Raw genomic sequence first — 19,504 nt, 5'->3', positions numbered from 1 at the left:
CCTGTCGGGCGGCCTCCCTTTCGTTATTCACCCCCTTTGGGGTATTGCCTTCCTGCTCTTCTCCCCTTCGTTTTTTGAATGTCATTGCCATGGTATTGGCAACACCTCCTTTCATTGCCCAACGCGAAGCGCCAAGACTGTTTGGCTGCACATTGTGATCACACTTTTACAACTAAATGTTCGTTTGATGTTTTTTTATGTTCTAAAATGAGCGAAATCAAACATTACTGTTATAGCAATCATAAAAATGAAAGTAGGTGAACATGAGCGAACATTATGATCTGGTCGTCGTTGGTGGCGGCATCAACGGGGTAGGCATTGCAGCTGATGCGGCAGGACGGGGTTTGAAAGTGGCCCTGTTCGAGGCGCAGGATCTCGCCTCAGCCACCTCTTCCAACTCCAGCAAGCTGATCCACGGTGGTCTGCGCTATCTCGAACATTACGAATTCCGGTTGGTGAAAGAGGCGCTGGCGGAGCGGGAGGTGCTGCTCGGCATGGCACCCCATATCGCTCGGCCGATGCGCTTTCGTCTGCCGCACCGCCCGCATCTGCGTCCGGCCTGGATGATCCGCGCCGGCCTCTTCCTTTATGACAATCTGGCCAAGCGCGACAAGCTCAAGGGCAGCTGTGGCGTGCGCTTCCTACCGCAAGATGGCCTCACCTCCGGAATCAACAAGGGATTCGAGTATTCGGACGCCTGGGTCGACGACGCCCGGCTGGTGGTGCTCAATGCCATGATGGCGCGCGACAAGGGGGCCGACGTGCAGACCCGCACCCGCTGCGTCAAGGCGGAGCGCGGCTCCAAGCACTGGACCTTGACTCTGGAACGGGAAGGGGGCGAGCAGTTCAGCGTCACCTGCCGCGGTCTGGTCAATGCGGCCGGCCCCTGGGTCAAGACCTTCTATGACGAGAGCCTGCACGAGAAATCCCCGCGCGGCATTCGCCTCATCAAGGGCAGCCACATGATAGTGCCGCGCATCCATGAGCGCGAAGAGGCCTACATCCTGCAAAACGAGGACAACCGCATCGTCTTCGTTATCCCTTATCAGCAGGACTACTCCCTCATCGGCACTACGGATGTGGAGCACAAGGGCAGTCCGCGCGAGGCGAAGATCAGCGACGCCGAGATCAACTACCTGTGCAAGGTGGTCAACGCCCACTTCACCCGCCAGATCGCCCCGAAAGATGTGATCTGGACTTACGCCGGGGTGCGCCCGCTGTGCGATGACGAATCCGACTCGCCGCAAGCGGTGACCCGCGACTACACCCTCGAACTCTCCGGTGAATCCGACGGCGCGCCGCTGCTCTCGGTATTTGGCGGCAAGCTCACCACCTATCGCAAGTTGGCGCAGGCTGCCTGCAACAAGCTCAAACCCTGGTTCAGCCAGATGGGGGATGACTGGACCGCCAACAGCCGGCTGCCCGGTGGTGAGTTCGACTGCTCGGTTCGCGAGCTGGCACGCGCCTTTGCGCTGGAGTTTGACTGGCTCGATGATCGCAGCGCCCTGCGCATCGCCGAAGCCTATGGCGCCCATGCCCGGCTCTGGCTCAAGGAGCCCCGTGGCCAGCACTTTGGTGCCGGACTATACGAATCTGAGGTGCGTTACCTTATCGAGCGGGAGTGGGCCTGCACTCTGGAAGATATCCTCTGGCGTCGCAGCAAGCTGGGGCTGCGCCTGTCCGATTCCGAGCAACAGCAACTGGGTGAGTGGCTGGCACACCATCACCACGGCCTGCGCAAAGCAAGCTGAATCCTCTGAAGGGCGGCCCTGCGTCGCCCTTCCTATAACTGCAATAAACCTCTGATATAACAACTACCTACACACAATAATAAAGAGTGTCACATATGAAAAAACTCACCGTTTCCCTCATTGCGCTAAGCCTTGGGGCATCCCTCTCATTACCTGTTCTGGCTGCCGATGAAGGCAAGATAGTGATTGCTCACCGGGGCGCCTCCGGCTACCTGCCCGAGCACACCCTGGAGTCCAAGGCATTGGCCTACGGCATGGGAGCTGACTATCTGGAGCAGGATCTGGTGATGACCAAGGATGACCAGCTGGTGGTGATGCACGATCACTTCCTAGACGGCATCACCGATGTGGCCGAGCGCTTCCCCGGCCGGGCACGCCCGGATGGGCGCTACTATGTGGTGGATTTCACCCTGGATGAAGTGCGCTCCCTGCGCATGACCGAGCCGTTCCAGCTGGTGGACGGCAAGCAGGTGCCGGTCTATCCGGCCCGCTTCCCGCTGTGGAAGTCGAGCTTCAAGATCCATACCTTCCAGGAAGAGATCGAGATGATCCAGGGGCTCAACAAGAGCACCGGCAAGAACATCGGTATCTATCCGGAGATAAAAGCGCCCTGGCTGTTCCGCCACGAGGGCAAGGACATCTCCAAGGCGGTGCTGAAGGTGCTCAAGGAGTACGGCTACACCAGCAAGGATGACAAGGTCTATCTGCAGTGTTTCGATACCAACGAGCTCAAGCGCATCAACAGCGAGCTGATGCCCGCCATGGGCATGGATCTCAAACTGGTGCAGCTGATGGCCGAGACCGACTGGAACGAGACCATGGTCTATGACGCCAAGGGCAAGGCAACCCCCTACAGCTATGACTGGATGTTCAAGCCGGGCGCCATGAAGGAGATCGCCAGCTACGCCGAGGGGATCGGCCCGTGGAAGCCGATGATAGTGCCGGAGCCGGGTACCCTGGGCAAACCGACCTTCACCGGCATGGTAAAAGAGGCTCACGCGGCCGGCCTAAAGGTGCATCCTTACACCTTCCGTCAGGATGAGGGACAGATCCCAGCCTATGCCAAGGACTTTACCGATCTGCTCAACATCTTCCTCTATCAGGCCGATGTGGACGGGGTGTTCAGCGACTTCCCCGACAAGGCGGTTGCCGTTATCCAAGCCCATGAAGGGACACGGAAATAGTTGGCAAAGTGCCATTTGAATTCAGAGCGGGGCCAGATGGCCTCGCTTTTTATTTAGCGGGAGCAGCAAGGGAGTGTGCGCGGTGTCAGAAAATAGCCAAATCACGTCATCGGGTGCCGGATCTGCATCATTTTACGTGCTTTTTACGTTGCAGAGCGCTGGCATGAAATCGGCAGAGCGGTTAGTCTAGCGGCGTTGAACCAACCCCAAGAGGTACAGATGAAAACCGTATTGCGTTTTAGCCTGCTGGGCGCCTTGTTGCTGGGTGGCCATGCCTTCGCCGCCGAGCCGAAAAAATTCGATATCAGCATGTTCCCAGCCGCTGACGTGAATCAGGAACGTGTGGTGATCCGCCTGCCTGAAGTCGAGAACGAAGCCGACATGATGGTCGAGCTGCAGGTCGGCAAGAAGATGATGGTTGACTGCAACGTGCCGCGTTTTGCGGGCAACTTGGAACAGCACAGCGTCAAGGGCTGGGGCTACAACTATCTGCAACTGGGTCAGGTCTCCGACCCCATCAGCACCCTGATGGCTTGCCCGGATGGTCAGAAGAAAGAGACCTTCGTCCAAATCTATGGTCAGGGTTTCTTTGTGAACTACAACTCCAAGCTGCCGTTCGTGATCTATGTGCCGCAGGAGTACGAAGTGCGCTACCGTTTGTGGCGTGCCGACAACCTGGCACAGCCGGCCATGATCGAGTAACGATCTTTGCACCAAACGTTCAGCTGGTTCACCTGACGAAACAAATAAAGCGCCGTATGGCGCTTTATTTTTTGCCCGATTTATCTGAAAACAGCCCGGCAATGTTTACGAAATTTTACATAAGCCTGTTATTTATCAACGATTTTTGTGTGCTTCCCCGCAAAATCGGCCCTGTCTGACGGATAATGCAGCTTCGATGAAAGATATTTATTAACATAGTAAGAAAATTGATTTTGCACTCGGCGATGGCCTGATGATACTTGCCCGCAAAGGTCAAACTAACCAGAAAAAAAGAGCATTATGAGCTTCGAATCAGACAAGCGTTTCAACGACTTCAAACATTTTCCCCGTGGCCTGCGTCGCAGTGGCGAATTCACTGTGGCCGAAGCGGATAGTCTGGAAAAATACGGCACAGCCATGCTGTCACTCTATCAGGGCACCCTTGCCCCCCGTGACGATGTAGAGGCAGCCTTCATCGAGCAGGTTAAATCCGGTGCTGCCGGTGCCAACCCCCACGCCAAGGTATGGTTCAAGTACCTCAAGGTGATCGGGCCCAAGCGTGTTCACCGTCTCTGCACCGTCGTTGGCGGCGCCAGCGAAGAGAGCAGCGGTGGCGGCAGCTTTGATGTCGGCGGTGGCAGCGGCGGTGGCAGTGACGAGTCCATCGATTAATGGATACCGAGCTGCTTCGGACCTTTATCGAGGTGAGCAAGACCCGGCACTTTGGCCGGGCTGCTGAAAATCTCTATCTGACCCAGTCGGCGGTGAGTTTCAGGATCCGCCAGCTTGAACAGCAACTCGGGGTCAGTCTGTTTGCCCGTCATCGCAACAACATCCGTTTGACCGCCTCCGGCGAGCGTCTGCTGCCTTATGCAGATGCCATCCTCCATACCCTCGGTCGTGCCAAACAGGATGTGGCGCTCTCGCCCGGTTTCAGCCAGCAGCTTGCTATCGGTGCTCCCGCCGTCTTCTGGGAGCTCGATTTCAATGACTGGCTCAACCACATCTATGCGCTGGCGCCCGGCTTGGCGGTGCGGCTGGAAACGGCTTCCCGCGAACACCTCTGCCGTCAGTTGCTGGAGCGCTCCCTCGATTTGGCTCTGCTCTCCGAGCCGACCAAGATCGACGAGATCGCCCTGCATCCCATCGGGGAGCTGGTGTTCGAGCTGGTGAGCCGGGATCCGGCGGCCAATGCCGACAACCTGATGCAGATGCCCCACATCCATCTCGACTGGGGTACCAGCTTTGAGCCGCAGCCGAGCCGGCTGCAGAGCCTGCAAAAGACCCCGGTGCTGCACTCCAGCTCTGCCAGCATGGCGCTGCAATTTGTGCTGGCCAACGGCGGTGCCGCCTATCTGCCACGGCGCATGGTCAGCCCCTTCCTCGAGAAAGGGGCGTTGCATCTGGTAGAAGGGGGGCAGCCGCTGAGCCGTCCACTCTATCTCGCCTATCTGGAGAAATCAGATCGCCGCGAACTGATCGATCAGCTGCTGACGCTGCCGCTCGGTTGGCACGATGCCGAACTGCGGCTCACCGCCGAATAGCTTCTGCTTTATCTTCCGTTACAGCCCACCTTCCGGTGGGCTGTCTATTTCTGGCGCAAAGGCGGGGGAGAGGTCACGTAATTGACGCAGAAAGGTTGGCGTCATCTGCCGGTAATTGTACCTTTTCAGGCTCTTTGTCTGTCAGCCAGTTACAGGGATGCGATTTACAGGGATGAAGTGCACATGATCGACTTTAGTCACCCCGAATGGCGGGCGTTGGCGCAACAGCTGCTTGAGTGTTCGCCTGCGGTGATCCGCGGCCGGCAATGGCAACCGCTGCTTGGTCTGCTCAAGGATAACCAGCTGCTGCTTGCCCACGGCAACCACAGCTATGAATTGACCCCGGCCGGGCGCCGCTATTTGACTCGAGAACTGATGCTGGCGGAGATCGCCACGGCGCCGCCTGCGCCGGAGGAGTGGCTGCACGGGCAGGGGTGGCAGCTGGGGGAGCTGGTCAACGAACGGGTGCTTGCCGCGCTCTATCGCAAGAGCGAGGTGAACTTCACCCCCAACGAGCAGATCGACTTCGAAGACAAGGGGATCCGGCTCTGCGCCGATCAGCTGCTGCGCCTGCGCGCAGCCCAGCCGTTCAGCCTCTTTTTCAGCGGTGGCACCCTGCTCGATGCCGCTCCCTGGCTGCAGGCCCTCGGTGAGATAGCACTCCCCGAGCGTACCCTGACCGGCCTTGGCAAGATCCTGTGGGGGGAGGGGGAGCTGTTGCGGGTGGTTACCACCGACAGCGTCGGTGCCTTTGCCGAGCTACAACTGCCTGCCGGTACTCTGCTGGTGTGGGCGCCGGCGACTGCCCAGCTGGCGCTGCAACAGGTGATCGCTGCCCTGCCGCCCAATGTGCAGTGGAGCCACCTGACCTCGCTCGATCCCGCCGGGGTCGACAGGGTGGTGGCGCTGGCCCAGCGCTTGAGTCGTCCGCCGAGCTGGTGGCTGCCCAGAACGCTTGCTCCCATCATCACCACCTACGCTACTACGCTCGGGGAAGCTCCCCGCTGGGAACCGAGCCGGATCCCCAAATCCTTGTTGGCAATTTGTAACGGTTTGGTTGAGTCCAATGGTGCCTTGTCGGCCGAGGTGTGTGCCCTTGCCCCCGAGTGGCATGCCGTTGGTTGAAATCCCCGCCAGAGCAGGCCAAAAAGCGGTTTTCCCCCACGGAACGCGGTGATATAAAGAGTTGACGAAGCGCTCGCGGATGAGCGCTTTTGTTTACCACGCCGCTTTGCCACCCAATGAACTCAACGGAATACAGGGAATACCATGTTTGAAAAGGTTGTTGCCGCCCCAGCGGATCCGATCCTGGGCCTGACCGAAGCCTTCCGCGCCGACTCTCGCAGCCACAAAATCAATCTGGGGGTCGGGATCTACAAGGATGAGACCGGTGCCACCCCCATTCTTCACTGCGTCAAGCAAGCCGAGCAGAAGCTGCTGACCGACGAGAAGACCAAGAATTACCTCGGTATTGAAGGCAATATCGAATATGGCCGCATCGTGCAGCAGCTGCTGTTCGGGCAGAACTCCACGCTGGTCGCCAGCGGCCGCGCCAAGACCGCCCAAGCGCCGGGCGGTACCGGTGCCCTGCGTATCGCTGCCGAATTTGTGGTACGCAATGGTCTGGCCAAGACCATCTGGATCTCCGATCCCACCTGGGCCAACCACGTCAGCGTATTCCAGGCCGCGGGTCTGACCGTCAAGTGGTACAAGTACTACGACGCCGCCACCAAGGGGCTCGACTTTGCCGCCATGCAGGCCTCGCTGGCTGAAGTGCAGGCTGGCGATCTGGTGCTGCTGCACGGCTGCTGCCACAACCCGACCGGTATCGACCCCACTGCCGAACAGTGGCGCGCGCTGGCCAAGCAGAGTGCTGCCGCCGGCTGGCTGCCGCTGTTTGACTTCGCCTATCAGGGCTTTGCCCGCGGTATCGAAGAGGATGCCGAAGGTCTGCGCATCTTCGCCGAGTGCCACGACGAGCTGCTGGTGGCGAGCTCCTTCTCCAAGAACTTTGGCCTCTATAACGAGCGGGTCGGCGCCTTCACTCTGGTCAGTGCGACCAAGGAGATCGCCGACGTCGCCTTCACCCAGGTCAAGACCGTCATTCGTGCCAACTACTCCAACCCGCCGTCACACGGCGCCGCCGTCGTTACTGCCGTGGTGAGCGATCCGGCCCTCTATGCCGAGTGGGTGGAAGAGGTTGCGGCCATGCGGGTGCGCATTCGCGAGATGCGCGAGCTGCTGGTGGAGAAACTGGCTGCGCGCGGTGTGGATCAGGATTTCAGCTTTATCCGCGAGCAGAACGGCATGTTCTCCTTCTCCGGTCTCTCCAAAGATCAGGTTGAGCGCCTCAAGAGCGAGTTTGCCATCTATATCGTCGGCTCCGGCCGGATCAGCGTGGCCGGTATCACCCGCGCCAACATAGATCCGCTTTGCGATGCCATCGCCAAGGTGCTGTAACGCCAGCCGTTAACCGCACTACTGAAAAAGCCCGTCACGCCAGTGACGGGCTTTTTTGATCCAGCCGGGTGAGCTGCTCAGCGAGCGCCTTGCAACCAGCGGCGCAGCTGAAGCACCAGCAAGGTGAGGGCGCCACCCAGCAATGCTGTGAGCACCGCCAGCAGCATGCTGCCGAGCAGGAAGGGGGGAACAAGAGTTGCCGCTTCCTGCTCCAGCCAGTGGAGGGTCCAGGTGAGATGGAAAGGCTCCGGCGTCTTGTGCAGCACCAGACAGCCGGTGCGATAGGCATAGAGGTACATGAAGGGGAGGGTGAGCGGGTTGTTGAACCAGACCGCCAGCAGCGCCAGCGGCAGGTTGAGGCTGAACGCCAGCGCCAGCCCGACTGCGATGAGCGAATGCATCGGGATGGGGAACCAGCATGCGAAGATGCCGGCCGCCACGGCGCCGCTCAGGGCGCGAGTGCCCCCTTGCCAGAGGGCGGGAGCGAGCAGTCGCTCACCAAACAAGGCAAACCACTTCTGCTTGCGCAGGGTATCGGGATCGATTTTGAAACGGGAGAACCAGCGACTCAGCATGGGCGTGCCACCTTGCGTTTTTGCCACTGACGCACTGTGCTGATGCGCCAGAAGGTGCGGATCACGGCGTACCCGATGAGCGAGCTCAGCAGGGCCAGCACCAGCGAGCCCAGCAGGAGCGGCGGCGCGACGGTTTCAAATACCGATACCAGCCAGGCCCAGGTGAACTGGATGTCGACATGTTGCGAGGTTTGCCCCAGCAACTGGCAACCGACCAGATAGGCGCCATAGAACATGGGGGGAATGGTCAGTGGATTGGAGAGCCAGACCAGCGCCACTGCGAGGGGCAGATTGACCCGGCAGGCGATGGCGAGCCCGGCGGCCAGCAACATCTGGCAGGGGAGCGGCACCCAGGCCATGAACAGCCCCACGGCGAAGGCGCCCGCGGCCGAGCGCCGGTTGAGATGCCAGAGATTGGCATCGAGCAGCAGGCGACCAAAAAGGCGCAAGTGCTTGTGTTCTTTCAGGGTTTGCGGGTCGGGCATCCAGCGTTTGATGAGTCGTTTGGGCATATTGAAACCTTGCTAAATACTTGCACCATGGATCTGCGTCTGTTGTCGTTTGCCCTCGGGGCAAGCTCCTCACTGCTCTGGCTATGGTTACCTTCACTTGCATGGGGGGGCCTGTTGCTGTCCCTGCTGGTTCCCCTTGCCTGTTGCCGCGCGTGGCGGCTGCTGTTTCTGCTGCTGGGCATCCTCTGGATGCAGGCCACTCTCTCGTATCATCTGGCCTGGCTGGAGCTGCTTGACAAAAAAACGAGCCATATCATAACCGCACAGTTGCAAAGTGCAGAGTCCGAAGGGGAGAAATTTGTCCGGCTGACTCTCAGCGTCCATGAACTGGATGGTCGGCAGCTCCGTCCATCCCCCCTGATCCGGGTCAATGCTTATCAGTCGTTACCGCCCCTGACGGCGGGGAGTGAACTGACGCTGGTGACTACTCTCAAGCCGGCCCACGGCCTTGCCAACGAGGCGGGGATGGATGGTCGTCGCCTGCTGCTTGGCAAGGGCATTACGGCTACCGGCAACCTGCGCCGGGTGATCCATATCGCGCCGGTGGCGCCCGGACTGCGCGAGCGCTGGCTGGCGGCGGCCAACGCGAGCTGGCGACCTCTTTCGCAGGGACCCTTGCTGGCGGCGCTCACCTTCGGCGAACAGAGTGGCATCACCGATGAGCAGTGGAGCCTGTTTCGCGGCAGCGGGCTGACCCACATCATCGCCATCTCTGGCCAGCACATTGCGCTGGTGGCGGTGCTCGGCTGGTGGCTGGGCCGTTTGTTCGGGCTGCGTGGAGCGATCTGCGTGTCGCTGCTGTTTGCCGCCACTTACAGCTGGCTGGCGGGGTTTGCTGTGGCGACCGAGCGGGCCCTCATCATGGTACTGGTCTGGAGTGTGCTGCGCTGGCGACGGCGGGAGTGGCCGGCCTATCGCATCTGGCTCTGGGCTTTTGTGGTGCTGACCCTCTGGGATCCCTTTGCCCTCTACTCGGCCGGCTTCTGGCTCTCGTTTCTGGCGGTCGCTATCTTGCTGCTGGTCGGTTACTGCCATGAAAAGCCAACCCTCTGGCAGATCCAGCTCTGGATGCTGCTCGGTCTGCTGCCGCTGCAGTTGGCGCTATTTGAGGGGATTGCGCCGCTCGCCATGGTGATCAACCTGCTGGCGGTACCGCTCTTTTGCATCGTCATTATCCCGCTGGCGCTGATCGGCGTGCTGCTGGCGCCGCTCTCTGGCGCGCTCGCCTACGGCCTGTTCTGGCTGGCAAATCTCGGTCTGGAGTGGGTGCTCACCCTGCTCGATATGCTCGCCTCCCGAGTCCAGCTCTGGTGGCCACTGCCGGGCTGGTGGCTGCCGGTGAGCACGCTCTTGCTGTTGCTCTGGTTCTGCTGGCAGTGGCGGGCGGCCCGCTGGCTCTCGCTGCCGGGGCTGCTGGCCCTGACGCTCTTTCTCTGGCCGGCGCCGCCGCGCTGGCAGGTGCGGGTGCTCGATGTGGGGCAGGGGTTGGCCGTGCTCATCAGCAAGGGGGAGCGCGCCATCCTCTATGATACCGGCGATCGCTATCCCGGCGGCTACAACATGGCGGATGCGGTGATCCTGCCCACCTTGAGCCACCTCGGTATCAGGGTCATCGATCGTCTCATCATCAGCCACAAGGATCGGGATCATGCGGGCAACCGCAAGCGGCTGCTCAGCGCCCTGACGGTGCGCAGCGAGCTATCCTCATACCCTTTCACCCCGTCAACCACCCTCTGCCAGCGCGGTCAGGCGTGGTCATGGCAAGGGTTGCAGTTTCGCGTGCTCTGGCCAGAACAGCCCGGGGCTGGGCACAACAACGATGGTTGCGTGGTACGCATCAGCGATGGCGAGCGCAGCGTGCTGCTGAGCGCCGATATCGAGCGGCAGGCGGAGCAGCGTCTGGTGGCGCTCGAGGGGGCCGGGCTTACCAGTTCCTTGCTGGTGAGCCCGCACCACGGCAGTCGCACCTCATCCACCCCGCCTTTTGTCGCCGCCGTGGCGCCTCGTTATGTGGTGCACAGCGCCGGCTTCATGAACCAGTGGGGCTTTCCCCGTCCCGAGGTAGTCGCTCGTTATCAGGGGGCGACCCAATGGGTGACCGGTCTGGGCGGGGAGGTGGTGATCGAGCCGGTCGCAGATGGTCTGCAGGTCAAAGCCGAGCGGGATCATGGCCCCTGGTACCGGCAAGCCGGCAACTGGTGGCAGCCAAGAGTATGGGGAGATAAGCCTGACCCATCACCTTGAGCGGAGCTGTGTCTGCCACTCGTTTTTCCCGCTGGCACCCTCTTGCACCGACCATATTGTTGCAAATTTCTATGTTTGAAATGGAATGCAGTCTTACTGGTGAAACAATCAACGGGCAGCGAGTCGAGCCTTGTGAGCCAGAGTGACCAATACTGGGTGGCCAAATAGCCCCGCAGTGATGTTGCCGGTCGGCCGCGGCCTCTATGGAGCCGGGATCCAGAGGCTGTGAGGGGGCCGGGTTGGTGCAAGCTTAGCCCGCGTGCTCCGTGGCACGGCCGGCCGTCATATGAAAGGGCGAATATGCGGGATAATCGGGGCGTGATGAAGGCATCTTATCCCTGATTGGGGGGCGAATCCCTGCTATCTGTATGGTGGCGCTTGGTGGATGTCTACTGTTTGGCTAGAATACCCCGTCATTTCCATTACCAACGGCTATTCATGCAACAAGAAACTTCACAAGGTAGCTGGCCAGTATTCAAGCGCCTGCTCGGTTATGTCCGTGACCGCAAGTTAGGTATTATCGGTGCAGTCATAGGGATGCTGGGTTATGCCGCCGTCGACACCACCTTCGTCTACTCCATCAAGCCGCTGATCGACAAGGGGATCAATGGCAACGATCCGACCGTGCTCAAGTGGATGCCCTTCTTCGTACTTGGCATCGTGGCCCTGCGCGGTGTCGCCAACTTCCTCTCCAACTATTGCATGGCCTGGGTCGGCAACCACGTGGTAATGAAGCTGCAACAGCAGGTGTTCAACCATCTGGTGGCGATGCCGATGAGCTTCTTCGACCGCCAGAACACCGGCCACCTGCTCTCCAAGGTGACCTATGACGCGAGTCAAGTCTCCTCGGCGGCGAGCACCACCCTGGTGACCCTGGTGCGGGAAGGGGCGACCGTGGTTGGCCTGCTCGGCCTGATGTTCTGGTATTCCTGGCAGTTGTCGGTGATCTTCCTGGTGGTGGGCCCGCTGGTGGGTATCATCATCGGCCTTATCAGCCGTCGCTTCCGCCAGATCAGCCGCCATATCCAGCATGCGGTGGGTGATATCACCACCTCCACCGAGCAGATGCTCAAGGGGCACAAAGAGGTGCTGATGTTTGGTGGCCAGAAGGTGGAAGAGAAACGCTTCTTCCAGGTCAGCAACAACATGCGCCAGCAGACCATGAAGATGGTCGCAGCTGATGCCATCGGCAGCCCGGTGGTGCAGATGGTGGCTTCTATCGCGCTGGCGGCCTTCCTCTATGTGGCCACCATCGACAGCGTGCGCAGTGAGCTGACAGCCGGTACCTTCACCGTCATGGTTACCTCCATGATGATGCTGCTCAAGCCACTGAAAAGCCTGACCGACGTCAACAACCAGTTCCAGCGCGCCATCACCGCCTGCCACAGCCTGTTTGGCCTGCTCGACACCGAGCCGGAGCAGGATACCGGCACCCGCACTCTGGATCGTGCTCGTGGCGAGATCGAGTTTCGCAACGTCACTTTCACCTACCCGACCAAGGACACCCCGGCGCTGCACAACGTCAGCTTCAAGGTGGAGGCTGGCAAGTCGGTGGCGCTGGTGGGCCGTTCCGGCTCAGGCAAGAGTACCATTGCCAGCCTGTTGACCCGCTTCTACGACATCGATCAGGGGGAGATCCTGCTCGACGGCGTCAACATCCGCGAATACAAGTTGAGCGAGCTGCGCAAGCAGTACGCGTTGGTCTCCCAGCATGTCCACCTGTTCAACGACTCGGTGGCCAACAACATCGCCTACGCCGCGGAAGAGAAATACAGCCTCGACGAGATCAAGCAGGCCGCCCGTATTGCTCATGCCGACGAGTTCGTCAGCAAGATGAGCCACGGTTACGACACTGTGGTTGGCGAGAACGGTGCATCCCTCTCTGGTGGTCAGCGCCAGCGTGTGGCCATCGCCCGCGCCCTGCTGCGCGATGCGCCGGTTCTTTTGCTGGATGAGGCCACCTCGGCCCTCGATACCGAGTCCGAGCGCCACATTCAGGCGGCGATCGATGAGCTGTGCAAGGCGCGTACCTCGCTGGTGATCGCCCACCGCCTCTCCACCATCGAGAAGGCGGACGAGATCCTGGTGATCGACGAAGGCCATATCGTCGAGCGTGGCAACCACGCAGCACTGATGGAGCAGCGCGGCACTTATGCCCAGCTGCGCGCCATTCAGTTTGGCAATGCAGGAAACAAGGCCTGATGCTGGAACGGCTCTGGTATCGCAAAAGTGGCTGGCGCTGGTTGCTGGCCCCTTTTGCCCTGCTGTTTGCCATCATCAGCGGCACCCGCCGCTACGCCTATCGCCACCGTTGGCTAAAGGGGTATTGCTCCTCCTTGCCGGTGATCGTAGTGGGCAATATCTCGGTGGGCGGCAACGGCAAGACCCCGGTAGTGGTCTGGCTGGTAGAGCAGTTGCAGGCACGCGGTTATCGCCCCGGGGTGGTGAGCCGTGGTTATGGCGGCAAGGCGCCCCATTATCCCTATCGGCTCGATGCAGCCAGCACCACAGCGCAGGCGGGGGATGAGCCGGTGCTGATTGCCCGGCGCTGCGGCTGTCCCGTGGTGGTCGCCCCGAAACGGGCCGATGCGGTACGACTGCTGGAGCAGAGCGGCGAGGTGGATATCATCATCACCGACGACGGCCTGCAGCACTATGCGCTGGCCCGCGACATCGAGCTGGTGGTGGTGGACGGAGCGCGCCGTTTCGGCAACGCCTGCCTGTTGCCGATGGGGCCGCTGCGCGAGCCGGTCACCCGTCTCAAACGGGTGGACGCCATCATCTGCAACGGCGGCGAGCCGGGCAAGGGGGAGTACCCCATGCAACTGGTCGCCGACGCGCCGCGTCGGGTATGCGATGATGCGCCGCTGGCAGCCCCTCTCGCAGGCCCGGTTGATGCGCTGGCGGGGATCGGTCATCCGCCCCGTTTCTTCGCCACCCTCGAAGGGCTCGGTTATCAGCTGGATCAGCAGGCAGCCTACGGCGATCACCACCCCTTCGATCGGGATGAGCTGGTGGGTCGCTTTGCCAGCAAGCCGCTGCTGATGACCGAAAAGGATGCGGTCAAGTGCCGCCCGTTTGCCCTCGATAACTGGTGGTATCTGCCGGTCAGCGCCGAGTTGCCCGCCTCCCTGCTCGATGCCCTGCTGCACAAGCTGGGGATGAAGGGGAAGGGCGCGATCAAGGCGCAAGATTAATCTCTCTCGCCTCGGCGAGGGAGCAGGGGGTTGATATGCCCCGTATGGAATAGCTGGTTGCTCGACATCCATCGCTGGCGTGATGAAGCCGCCAGCGCGACATCGTTGAAGGAGTATCGTTTTGGCTTTGGACATCAAGTTGCTCGACATCATCGCCTGCCCGGTCTGCAAGGGTAAGCTGCACTACAACAAGGCCGTGCATGAGCTGGTCTGCCGCTTTGACAAGCTGGCCTATCCGCTGGAGGAGGGGATCCCGGTGCTGCTGGAGAACCGTGCCCGTCCGCTCAATAGCGACGAGCTGCCGTCATGAGCTTCGTCGTCGTCATTCCGGCCCGCTACGCCTCCACCCGGCTGCCGGGCAAACCGCTGGCTGACATCCATGGCAAGCCCATGGTGCAGCACGTGGTGGAAAAAGCGCTGCAATCCGGTGCCGATCGGGTGATCGTCGCCACCGATGACGAGCGGGTGCAGCAGGCACTGCTGAGCACCGGCGTCGAGGTGTGCATGACCTCACCGGATCACCAGTCCGGCACCGAGCGTCTGGCCGAGGTGTGCCGTCACTACGGTTTTGCTGCCGATACCATCATCGTCAATGTGCAGGGGGATGAGCCGCTCATTCCACCCGCCATCATTCGTCAGGTTGCCGACAATCTGGCGGCTGCCACGGCGCCGATGGCGACCTTGTCGGTGCCGATCAAGGATGCCGAAGAGGCGTTCAATCCGAACGCAGTGAAAGTGGTGACTGACAAGGATGGCTACGCCCTCTACTTCAGTCGCGCCACCATCCCCTGGGATCGGGAGCGCTTTGCCAACAGCCATGAGCAGATTGGCGATCATTACCAGCGTCATATCGGCATCTATGCCTATCGCGCCGGCTTCATTCAGCGTTATGTGGACTGGGCGCCGAGCGTGCTGGAGCAGGTCGAGGCGCTGGAGCAGCTGCGGGTGCTCTGGTACGGGGAGAAGATCCACGTGGCTCAGGCACTGGAAGCGCCACCGGTTGGCGTGGATACCCAGGCCGATCTGGAGAAGGTGCGAGCCTTCCTGGCGGGCTGATCCGGCAGGCTGAAGATAAGAAAAACGGTGTCGCAAGACGCCGTTTTTTGTTTTGAGTATCTCGATAATTATCTGATTACAAACACTATAAATGCGCTTTATCAAACTTTTGGCGTGCATGGTTTGCCAAAGCGGCGAGTTTGGTTATGATGCAAGACGCCCTGTTAACCCTAACCGGGCGGCCAAAACGAGATAAAAAACGGGGTGTTTGGGTGATAAATGTATTCCTGGTCGATGACCATGAGCTGGTGCGTACAGGGATAAGACGCATTCTGGAAGATGTTCGCGGGATCAAGGTGGTAGGCGAAGCACAGAGTGGCGAAAATGCAGTTGCTTTCTGTCGTCAGCACCATCCGGACGTGATCCTGATGGACATGAACATGCCGGGTATTGGTGGTCTGGAAGCGACCCGCAAAATTCTGCGGATCCGCCCTGATGTGCGCATCATAGTGCTGACCATCCACTCAGAAAATCCCTTCCCCACCAAGGTGATGCAGGCCGGCGCCGCTGGTTACCTGACCAAGGGGGCCGGGCCGGACGAGATGATTCAGGCGATCCGGTTGGTGCACTCCGGTCAACGCTACATCTCCCCGGAGATTGCCCAGCAGATGGCCCTGAGCCAGTTTGCCTCGGCGGACGAGAACCCCTTCAAGTCCCTCTCCGAGCGGGAGCTGCAGATCATGATGATGATCACCAAGGGGCAGAAGGTGACCGATATCTCCGAGCAGCTCAACCTGAGCCCGAAAACGGTCAACAGCTACCGTTACCGCCTGTTCAGCAAGCTGGGGATCAACGGTGACGTGGAGCTGACCCATCTGGCCATTCGCTACGGCATGCTGGATGCCGACACCCTGTAAGCGGGGGAGTGTGGTCACCAAGGCGGCATTTGCCGCCTTTTGCTTTTTAGCCCCCTTTTGCATTTTCATGAGTGGGCGCAGTATGCTCTCCCCCGTCTTTTTGCCTTCATCCGTTGAGTCGAGTTGCCGATGACCCTCTCTCCCGAGCCCCTTTTTGACAGCAAAGCCTTTCTCGCCGCCGTGACGCACCAGAGCGGCGTCTACCGCATGTATGACAGCGGCGGCACCGTCATCTACGTGGGCAAGGCCAAGGATCTGAAAAAACGGCTCGCCTCCTACTTTCGGGCCAATGTCGACAGCATCAAGACCCGTACTCTGGTGCGCCAGATCGCCGATATCCAGGTCACCGTCACCCACACCGAGACCGAGGCGCTGATCCTCGAGCACAACCTGATCAAGCAGTACCAGCCCCGCTACAACGTGCTGCTGCGGGACGACAAATCCTACCCCTGGATCATCATCACCGCGCATCAGCATCCGCGCATCGGCGTGCATCGCGGTGCCCGCAAGATCAAGGGGGAGTACTTCGGCCCGTACCCTTCCGGTGGCGCAGTGCGCGAGAGCCTGCACCTGATGCAGAAGATCTTTCCGGTGCGCCAGTGCGAGGATGCAGTCTACGCCAACCGCACCCGTCCCTGCCTGCTCTATCAGCTCAAGCGCTGCGCTGGCCCTTGCGTGCCCGGACTGGTGAGCGAGGCCGAATATGCCCAGCAGGTGGAGCTGGCCAAGCTGTTTCTGGCGGGCAAGAACCAGCAGGTGATTGGCGAGCTGGTGGGCAAGATGGAGTCCGCCAGCGGTGATCTGCGCTTTGAAGAGGCGGCTCGCTATCGGGATCAGATCCTGGCGCTGCGTCGGGTCACCGAGCAGCAGTCGGTGAGTGGCAACGTGCTGGACGAGCTGGATGTGGTGGGGGTCGCCTTCGAACAGGGGGCGGCCTGTATTCACGTGCTCTTTATCCGTCAGGGCAAGGTGCTCGGCTCGCGCAGCTACTTCCCGAAAGTGCCGGCCGATACCCAGCTCGACGAGGTGGTGCAATCCTTCCTGCTGCAGTTCTATTTGTCGGGGCAGGGGGGACGGCAGATCCCGAGCGAGGTGCTGCTCGACGTGGCGTTGGAGGATGAGAACGTCATCGCCGAGACCCTGAGTCAGACCGCCGGTTACAAGGTGCGGGTGGTGAGCCGCACTCGCGCCGAGCGGGCCCGCTTCATCAAGCTCGCCTCCATCAATGCCGAGACGGCGCTACGTTCGCGGCTTGCCCACAAGAGCACCATCACCGCCCGCTACGACCAGCTGGAAGAGCTGCTGGAGCTGGAGCGCCCCATTGCCCGCATGGAGTGTTTCGATATCTCCCACACCATGGGGGAGCGCACGGTTGCCTCTTGTGTGGTGTTCAACCGGGAGGGACCGCTTTCCTCCGAATATCGCCGCTTCAATATCGATGGCATCACCGGCGGCGATGACTACGCGGCCATGGAGCAGGCGCTGGAGCGCCGTTTTGGCAAACAGCAGGAGCCGGACAAGGTGCCGGACGTGCTCTTTATCGACGGCGGCCTCGGCCAGCTGCGCCGCGCCGAAGAGATCCTGGCGCGCCAGCTGGAGTTCCTCGGCGGCAAATATCCGCTGCTGGTGGGCATTGCCAAGGGGGTCACCCGTAAGGCGGGGTTGGAAACGCTCATCATGGGGGAGAGCCACGAAGAGTTGCATTTGCCGGCAGATATGCCCGCTTTGCACCTTATTCAGCATATTCGCGATGAATCCCACCGTTTTGCCATTACCGGCCACCGGGCCAGACGGGCTAAAGCCCGCACCAGCAGCACGCTGGAGGATATTCCGGGAGTGGGGCCGAAGCGACGTCAGGCACTGCTCAAATATCTGGGCGGTTTGCAGGAGGTGAAAAAGGCGAGTGTGGATGAATTGGCCAAGGTGCCCGGCATCAGTCAGGAGCTGGCCCAAGCCATCCACGATGGCCTGCGTTCAGCCTGAGTGTTGAATGACACTGTTTTTTTCATGTGATGATTAACCGGGAACGTTCGCTAACTCCTTGATGCACAAGAGCCGTGACGCAGGGGGGCCGTAAATGCCATAATGGCGCGGTATTGCGAAAGGGTTGATGGATTAAAAAAGACCAAGACGGGCGTCAGTGCGGTTGCATCGCAAATCGGCTTTGGCGCACTATGTAGCGACGTACAAGAAGTGGCTGAAAATAATGACAAACATACCTAACATGCTGACGTTTTTCCGGATTTTGCTCATTCCCGTCTTCGTCATCCTGTTCTATCTGCCTTACCAGTGGTCCTATCTGGCCGCTGCCATCGTCTTTATTCTGGCCGCTGCCACCGACTGGTTTGATGGCTATCTTGCCCGCAAGCTCAATCAATCCACCGCCTTTGGTGCCTTCCTCGATCCGGTTGCCGACAAGATCATGGTGGCCACTGCACTGGTCATCATCGTCGAACACTACAACACCATCTGGGTCACCATTCCCGCCATGACCATGATTGGTCGCGAGATCATCATCTCCGCCCTGCGCGAGTGGATGGCCGAGCTCGGCAAGCGCTCTTCGGTAGCGGTGAGCTGGATCGGCAAGTGGAAGACCATGATCCAGATGGTGTCGCTGACCGGTCTTATCTGGCAGTACAACGTCTGGATGGTGTGGCTGGCCTACGTGCTGCTCTATGTCGCTACCGTGCTCACCTTCTGGTCCATGTTCCAGTACATGAAGGCGGCGTGGAGCGATCTGACCCATCACTCCAGCTTCTGAGTTATCAGGCAGTAACAGGCCGTTTCTCGCAATATCAGACAAGAAACGGTCAAAGGCGCTAAAAGTGTGCAAAAAGGGCAAAAAACGCCCGAACGATCAGTTAATTAAATATTTCTGGTTGACTGGACGGGGAACATCGCTAGAATGCGTCCTCGTAGTCAGGCAGTCAGCCAGACCGATGCGGGAATAGCTCAGTTGGTAGAGCACGACCTTGCCAAGGTCGGGGTCGCGAGTTCGAGTCTCGTTTCCCGCTCCAAATTCAGACAATAGAGAGCCAACTCTCTTTTGCATGGCGCGTTAGCAAAGCGGTTATGCAGCGGATTGCAAATCCGTTTAGTCCGGTTCGACTCCGGAACGTGCCTCCATATTGACAAGCCCGCGGCGCGAGCTTGATACCGATTACGGTGCCCGAGTGGTGAAATCGGTAGACACAAGGGATTTAAAATCCCTCGACGTTCGCGTCGTGCCGGTTCGATTCCGGCCTCGGGCACCATTAAAATCAAAGAGTTACGAAAGGCCGCTAGCAATAGCGGCCTTTTTGTTTTGTCCGAATGTCGCCAATGTGTCCACTGCGCTTTTCGGTTCGGCTGCTCTATTTTTGCGAACAGCAATCTGTGCATCCTTTTACGTGGCATCGTCCAGCCTGTTGACGGGCTTTATC

Annotated in this window: 17 protein-coding genes and 3 tRNA genes; 18 read left to right on the top strand and 2 right to left on the bottom strand. The window is 59.9% G+C overall.

Annotated elements, in window-relative coordinates:
* Positions 1 to 263 precede the first annotated feature (263 nt).
* From glpD to AAHA41_RS02995, 7 genes are all read left to right on the top strand, one after another.
* Positions 264 to 1,751 (top strand): glycerol-3-phosphate dehydrogenase, encoded by a 1,488-nt coding sequence (gene glpD / locus AAHA41_RS03025; RefSeq protein ID WP_323070829.1) that lies wholly within the window; start codon positions 264 to 266, stop codon positions 1,749 to 1,751.
* A gap of 95 nt (positions 1,752 to 1,846) precedes the next feature.
* On the top strand, positions 1,847 to 2,935 hold the full coding sequence (gene glpQ / locus AAHA41_RS03020; protein WP_156853439.1) for a glycerophosphodiester phosphodiesterase: 1,089 nt from the start codon (positions 1,847 to 1,849) through the stop codon (positions 2,933 to 2,935).
* Positions 2,936 to 3,154: 219 nt separating this feature from the next.
* Positions 3,155 to 3,637, top strand: coding sequence for a serine protease inhibitor ecotin (gene eco, locus AAHA41_RS03015; RefSeq protein WP_033112907.1), 483 nt, complete (start codon positions 3,155 to 3,157; stop codon positions 3,635 to 3,637).
* Positions 3,638 to 3,937: 300 nt separating this feature from the next.
* On the top strand, positions 3,938 to 4,309 hold the full coding sequence (locus AAHA41_RS03010) for a DUF413 domain-containing protein (protein WP_033112906.1): 372 nt from the start codon (positions 3,938 to 3,940) through the stop codon (positions 4,307 to 4,309).
* Positions 4,309 to 5,181 carry an HTH-type transcriptional regulator HdfR gene (hdfR, locus tag AAHA41_RS03005; protein WP_323070828.1) on the top strand — a complete coding sequence of 291 codons (873 nt, stop codon included), beginning with the start codon at positions 4,309 to 4,311 and terminating at the stop codon, positions 5,179 to 5,181. The genes AAHA41_RS03010 and hdfR overlap by 1 nt, the downstream gene beginning before the upstream one ends.
* A gap of 183 nt (positions 5,182 to 5,364) precedes the next feature.
* Positions 5,365 to 6,306, top strand: coding sequence for a hypothetical protein (locus AAHA41_RS03000; protein ID WP_323070827.1), 942 nt, complete (start codon positions 5,365 to 5,367; stop codon positions 6,304 to 6,306).
* A 144-nt stretch (positions 6,307 to 6,450) separates the two neighbouring features.
* Complete coding sequence (locus AAHA41_RS02995) at positions 6,451 to 7,641, top strand: amino acid aminotransferase (RefSeq protein WP_323070826.1); 1,191 nt, start codon at positions 6,451 to 6,453, stop codon at positions 7,639 to 7,641.
* 77 nt (positions 7,642 to 7,718) lie between these two features.
* On the opposite strand, the gene AAHA41_RS02990 is transcribed toward AAHA41_RS02995, so the two are convergent.
* Both AAHA41_RS02990 and AAHA41_RS02985 read right to left on the bottom strand, forming a co-directional pair.
* Positions 7,719 to 8,216 carry a DUF2062 domain-containing protein gene (locus AAHA41_RS02990; protein WP_104014464.1) on the bottom strand — a complete coding sequence of 166 codons (498 nt, stop codon included), beginning with the start codon at positions 8,214 to 8,216 and terminating at the stop codon, positions 7,719 to 7,721.
* Positions 8,210 to 8,728: a DUF2062 domain-containing protein gene (locus AAHA41_RS02985; protein ID WP_042031164.1), complete on the bottom strand. Its 519-nt coding sequence runs from the start codon at positions 8,726 to 8,728 to the stop codon at positions 8,210 to 8,212. The genes AAHA41_RS02990 and AAHA41_RS02985 overlap by 7 nt, the downstream gene beginning before the upstream one ends.
* 27 nt (positions 8,729 to 8,755) lie before the next feature.
* On the opposite strand from AAHA41_RS02985, the gene AAHA41_RS02980 reads away from it, so the two are divergent.
* From AAHA41_RS02980 to AAHA41_RS02930, 11 genes are all read left to right on the top strand, one after another.
* On the top strand, positions 8,756 to 10,972 hold the full coding sequence (locus AAHA41_RS02980) for a DNA internalization-related competence protein ComEC/Rec2 (RefSeq protein ID WP_323070825.1): 2,217 nt from the start codon (positions 8,756 to 8,758) through the stop codon (positions 10,970 to 10,972).
* A gap of 438 nt (positions 10,973 to 11,410) precedes the next feature.
* Positions 11,411 to 13,174: a lipid A ABC transporter ATP-binding protein/permease MsbA gene (gene msbA, locus AAHA41_RS02975; RefSeq protein WP_323070824.1), complete on the top strand. Its 1,764-nt coding sequence runs from the start codon at positions 11,411 to 11,413 to the stop codon at positions 13,172 to 13,174.
* The gene (lpxK, locus tag AAHA41_RS02970) at positions 13,174 to 14,169 is read left to right on the top strand and encodes a tetraacyldisaccharide 4'-kinase (protein WP_323070823.1); all 996 of its coding nucleotides are present in this window, start codon (positions 13,174 to 13,176) and stop codon (positions 14,167 to 14,169) included. Before msbA ends, lpxK begins: the two co-directional genes overlap by 1 nt.
* 121 nt (positions 14,170 to 14,290) lie before the next feature.
* A complete protein-coding gene (locus AAHA41_RS02965) occupies positions 14,291 to 14,479 on the top strand; it encodes a Trm112 family protein (protein WP_005347033.1) in 189 nt (62 codons plus the stop codon).
* Positions 14,476 to 15,225, top strand: a complete 750-nt coding sequence (gene kdsB, locus AAHA41_RS02960; protein ID WP_323070822.1) for a 3-deoxy-manno-octulosonate cytidylyltransferase — start codon at positions 14,476 to 14,478, stop codon at positions 15,223 to 15,225. The genes AAHA41_RS02965 and kdsB overlap by 4 nt, the downstream gene beginning before the upstream one ends.
* A gap of 212 nt (positions 15,226 to 15,437) precedes the next feature.
* Positions 15,438 to 16,082 (top strand): UvrY/SirA/GacA family response regulator transcription factor, encoded by a 645-nt coding sequence (gene uvrY / locus AAHA41_RS02955; RefSeq protein ID WP_033112896.1) that lies wholly within the window; start codon positions 15,438 to 15,440, stop codon positions 16,080 to 16,082.
* Between the two features lie 129 nt (positions 16,083 to 16,211).
* Entirely contained in the window at positions 16,212 to 18,065 is a 1,854-nt protein-coding gene (uvrC, locus tag AAHA41_RS02950) for an excinuclease ABC subunit UvrC (protein ID WP_323070821.1), read from the top strand.
* A 223-nt stretch (positions 18,066 to 18,288) separates the two neighbouring features.
* On the top strand, positions 18,289 to 18,843 hold the full coding sequence (gene pgsA / locus AAHA41_RS02945) for a CDP-diacylglycerol--glycerol-3-phosphate 3-phosphatidyltransferase (protein WP_041208501.1): 555 nt from the start codon (positions 18,289 to 18,291) through the stop codon (positions 18,841 to 18,843).
* A gap of 180 nt (positions 18,844 to 19,023) precedes the next feature.
* Positions 19,024 to 19,099: transfer RNA gene (locus tag AAHA41_RS02940), tRNA-Gly, on the top strand.
* Positions 19,100 to 19,134: 35 nt separating this feature from the next.
* Positions 19,135 to 19,208, top strand: a tRNA-Cys gene (locus AAHA41_RS02935).
* A gap of 41 nt (positions 19,209 to 19,249) precedes the next feature.
* Positions 19,250 to 19,336 (top strand) — tRNA-Leu (locus AAHA41_RS02930).
* Positions 19,337 to 19,504: the final 168 nt, after the last annotated feature.

It is taken from the genome of Aeromonas sp. SER (assembly GCF_038739615.1).
Lineage (GTDB): Bacteria > Pseudomonadota > Gammaproteobacteria > Enterobacterales > Aeromonadaceae > Aeromonas > Aeromonas jandaei.
Note: the sequence above shows the minus strand (reverse complement) of the source record. Positions and strands in the feature narration are given on the sequence as shown.